Source organism: Psychroserpens sp., from assembly GCF_047633235.1.
Classification (GTDB): domain Bacteria; phylum Bacteroidota; class Bacteroidia; order Flavobacteriales; family Flavobacteriaceae; genus Psychroserpens.
The window spans coordinates 1-3,381 of sequence record NZ_JBLIET010000095.1 but is presented as its reverse complement, the minus strand read 5'-3'; the positions used below and the strand labels follow the sequence as shown (position 1 = coordinate 3,381).

The 3,381-nt window shown below is 34.0% G+C and carries 4 protein-coding genes and 1 pseudogene; 2 read left to right on the top strand and 3 right to left on the bottom strand.

Annotated elements, in window-relative coordinates; all coding sequences use genetic code 11:
* Both ACJAZK_RS14920 and ACJAZK_RS14915 read left to right on the top strand, forming a co-directional pair.
* A partial coding sequence (locus ACJAZK_RS14920; protein WP_415224729.1) for a T9SS type B sorting domain-containing protein occupies nucleotides 1–140 on the top strand: 140 nt, incomplete at its 5' end.
* 6 nt (nucleotides 141–146) lie between these two features.
* Nucleotides 147–1,154 carry a type IX secretion system membrane protein PorP/SprF gene (locus tag ACJAZK_RS14915; RefSeq protein WP_415224728.1) on the top strand — a complete coding sequence of 336 codons (1,008 nt, stop codon included), beginning with the start codon at nucleotides 147–149 and terminating at the stop codon, nucleotides 1,152–1,154.
* 103 nt (nucleotides 1,155–1,257) lie between these two features.
* On the opposite strand, the gene ACJAZK_RS14910 is transcribed toward ACJAZK_RS14915, so the two are convergent.
* From ACJAZK_RS14910 to ACJAZK_RS14900, 3 genes and pseudogenes are all read right to left on the bottom strand, one after another.
* Entirely contained in the window at nucleotides 1,258–2,412 is a 1,155-nt protein-coding gene (locus ACJAZK_RS14910; protein WP_415224727.1) for a vWA domain-containing protein, read from the bottom strand.
* 110 nt (nucleotides 2,413–2,522) lie between these two features.
* Entirely contained in the window at nucleotides 2,523–3,065 is a 543-nt protein-coding gene (locus tag ACJAZK_RS14905) for a rhodanese-like domain-containing protein (RefSeq protein WP_415224726.1), read from the bottom strand.
* 94 nt (nucleotides 3,066–3,159) lie between these two features.
* Nucleotides 3,160–3,381: pseudogene (locus ACJAZK_RS14900) on the bottom strand (SIMPL domain-containing protein); the annotation flags it as partial.

Here is a 3,381-nt window from a genome sequence, read left to right as displayed (position 1 = left end):
GTCCAACAGGAGCAGGCTGGAATGGAACCTACAACGGGAGCCAACTCCCAACAAGCGACTACTGGTTTGCAGTAGAGTACAATGAGCCTATTACAGGCGACCGTAAAGAATTTAAAGCCCATTTTACCCTGAAAAGATAAATCGATATGAATCTAAAAAAGTTTTGTTTAATAGCATGTTTAGCTCTGTTCAGCCAAATAGGAACAGCCCAAGAGGGATTACCCATTTATTCAGATTATTTAACTGATAATTATTATTTGATACACCCATCTATGGCTGGTGTAGCAAATTGTGCTAAAGTAAGATTAACTGCTCGTGCACAATGGTTTGGACAGGATGAAGCGCCTAACCTTCAAACCCTAAGTATTAATGGTAGAATTGGAGATTCTCCTTCTGCAATTGGTGCGATTGTTTATAACGACAAGAATGGATATCATTCACAAACGGGAGCGTATTTCACCTATGCGCATCATTTAATGTTTTCTCGAAATGAGATCGATTTAAATATGCTGTCATTTGGTTTAAGTGCTGGGTTTATTCAATATAAATTAGATGAAACTGAATTTTTAGCTGATGGTTTTGATCCGATTATTGCTGGTGTGGAGCAAAGTGCAACTAATTTTAATGTGGATTTAGGATTCTCATATCACTTAATTGATTTTTATGCGCATGCGACTGTAAAAAACCTTTTAAGTAATGAAGGAATTAATTTTAATGAACAAGGTTTGAGTTATGAAAACTTAAGGACTTATATCTTTTCTGCAGGAAATACTTTTAGTAAATATAATAGCGATTGGAGTTTTGAACCATCTATGATGTTTATCTATAGAGATGCCACTGAAGAAGCATCAATTGATATTAATGCCAAAGCCTATAAAACGATGGACTTTGGTAAAGTTTGGGGAGGATTATCATACAGAAGAAGTTTAGATGGCGCTGAATTTTTAGACGGATCTGGTGTAAGTAGCCAGAAGCTACAATACTTCACACCGTTTGTAGGGGTTGATTATAACGACTTTGTATTTGCATACACATATTCATATCAAGCAAACTCGGTCGTATTTAATAATGGAGGTTTTCACCAAATAACCTTAGGATATAATTTTAATTGTAGAAGAGAGAAGTATGAGTGCAACTGTCCTGCAGTTAACTAAGAAAGAATTTATATGGAACAAAAGCGTCTCGATTTTAATCGAGACGCTTTTGTTTATTTCAAGGTCTAATGGCTGAGTAAAATATTAAATTATAGAATACGTATTACCAAGTATAGTTCTTCTCTTTTGCTTGGGTTTTAATCGCCTTTATCATGGCGTTTTCTAAACCATTGTCATCTTGTTTTTGTTGTGTTTTCATAAACTGTCTGCGCTTTTCATTTAGTTTTTGAATTTCTGTTTTGATACTTTCACGCCTTTTTCGTTTTTTTAAGATATAAGCCTTGATCTCTTTAGTGCTTTTATCTTTTAATTCTACAGGTAATTCTGTCTTTCTTAAGTTACTGTATTTAAAGTCTTTATCTTTTTCAGCATCTACCAAATCCCAAGACGAGTTTTTGTAGAGATGAGAGCTTTTACTAACAGTTCTACTCACTGCATTTTCGTCACTATAGCCTTGTGCATTATCATCTTGTTCTGCTTGAAGCGCCATTTTTGTTCGTCCGATATTTCCGTAGGCAATGTAAGTCCCATTAAGTTTTTGATTTAATTTCAAGATCTTATCATCATAAGGTGTCGCTACATATGTCGTTTCATGATTATGATTAATGGCCATATAATCTCCGTGAGCTAAATCTGCACCATCTTTCCAAAACGACGAAATACCTTGATTATAGTCACCACAAAAAATGGTATTGACACTAACTCCATTGTTATGTGCTTGCTTTGCTGCATCTTGATAGTTTATTTTTCCTTGAGAAAAAGGTTCATTTCCTGCAATAAAGATAAGTTTCAAGTCATCCTGGTTTTCTCCCCATTGTAGTTGGTTTAATGACGTTTGAATCACCTGTCCACAATATTCATTCCCGCCATTTGTAGTGAGAGAAAACAATTGTTTTGAGATTTCATCTAAATCATCGCTAAAAGCAATAACCTGTCTTATATAACCTTCTTCGGCATTGAGATTGTCATTGCCATATTCATAAAGTGCAATGTTTAGATTCGGTTGCTCATCACCACATTTAGCATAAGATAACTCATTAACGATGTCCCAGAGTTGTGCTTTTGCTTGGTCGATTAAACCATCCATACTATTACTGGTGTCCAATAATAAAGTCACTTTAATAGACTGCTTATTCGGGTGAGGAGCTTTAGTTTCTATAAGCGCTAATTGTTTTTTATTTTTTTTATCATTCGCATTACAGGACATAAATCCAATCATACATAATAAGACTGCGAGTGTTTTAAAATTTGTGATCATGTGTTTGTTGTTTTATTATTGTTAGGTGGAATATCCAAATACTGTGTGCAATTTTTTTGATCATTTGAGATAGGGTGTTTCATTTTAATTATTATGATTTCTCGATTAAATTAAGTGCCTTCATATTCGATTCTTTGATTGGTTAAGAAGATTAATTCGTCTAACTCATAGCTATTTTTGTGTCCATGACCATATAAATTGATAGAGGTTGGGTATTTAAATCCAATGATAATGTCTGTTTTTTTTTCTTCTTCGTAAGGTGGAAGCCATGAGGTTTTGCTCATAAAGTGAACTTCTTCACCATCAAATTTAGTAGTGCAATATATTAAGTTAGTCGTGTCGGTATCTGGAGTGATCTTAACCAAATTACTTTGAGAAAAGTCTAAAAAATTTAAATGTAGTGTTTCTTTAATATGCCTCTTGTTGCACATTGCTTTAGAGCGGGTGTCTAAAATAATCACGTTGGCATCTTTGCTTTTTTCAAAAAAGGCATCAAAACTAATTAGCCTAGTTTGTCTGCGATCTTTCACTTCGTTCACTAGTTTTTCAAAATTGCTGTAATTGACTTTAGCTTTCGGGTAGTCTAGCTTTTCAATTTCCGAAGTAGAACACATTAGTAAGGTCATAATCGTTAATATAATTGCTGTTTTCATGTGGTTATATGTATTGTTCCTCTAAGGTTACATGTTGTTCGCTAAAAGTCATTTATTTTAATATTATCAACATGCTCGTTTCGTGAGAGTTATATTAATCGGTTTGTAATGCTTTGATATCTAAGGTACCGTTTGGAGACACCACATAGTATTGGTGTTTGATTTCGGTTTTAACTATAGGCTCTACCTTTGCTTCTTTAGGTTTCGGTGAATATTGTAATCGTATATTCATCCCAATTTGCACCACAGGCTCCAAAATTGACGGGTTTATTATCACATCATAATTTTCATAAGACAGTGGTTGATAATAATACGA